1 pseudogene is annotated in these 644 nt (G+C 61.5%); it reads left to right on the top strand.

The annotated features are described in order from the left end of the window. Positions 1-644: pseudogene (locus KW846_RS29690) on the top strand (RHS repeat domain-containing protein); the annotation flags it as partial.

The following is a 644-nucleotide window of genomic DNA, read 5'->3' as shown; positions in this document are numbered from 1 at the left end:
TGCGTTGCTCGATGCGCCTTCAAACCTGTCCACCACTTACAGCCTTTCGAATCAGCCGCTGTGCAGCGACAGTGTCGATGCCGGCTGGCAAGTGAATTTACCCGGCCTCGCCGGGCAGGTAATCGAGTCATGGGATCAACGCGGGTGGCATCGTCGCACCGAGCATGATTCGTCGCTGCGGCCGGTGGCGATGTTCGAGCAAGGGGGCGGTGAGGCAGAACGCTGTGCCGAGCGCATCCAATGGGGCGCTGCGACGGATGAAGAGGCCCGACACAACCGCTGTGGCCAGCCCATCCGACAGGATGATCCGGCAGGCAGTCGATTGCTTTCCGAATACGGGATGTCCGCGGCGGTACTGCTTGAAATTCGGCATTTCTTGAACAGTTTTGATCCGCCCGATTGGCCCCTTGTAGAAACGGAGCGCGACCGTCTGCTGGAGCCGGGCGAGGGCGCGCAATCATCCTGGTCCTTCCTGCCTGCGGGCGAACTCTCGCATCAGACCGACGCCCAAGGTTACACCCGACATTTCACCTATGACCGCGCCGGGCAACTGCATTCGGTCGGGCTGCAACGCTCCGGCCAATCCACCGCCGACACGCTGGTCAATGCCATCGAGTACAACGCCTTTGGCCAGATAGAACAGG

The sequence above is a fragment of the Pseudomonas sp. PDM32 genome (genome assembly GCF_019219225.1).
Taxonomy (GTDB): Bacteria; Pseudomonadota; Gammaproteobacteria; order Pseudomonadales; family Pseudomonadaceae; genus Aquipseudomonas; species Aquipseudomonas laurylsulfatiphila.
This window is presented reverse-complemented; position numbering and strand designations above follow the sequence as displayed.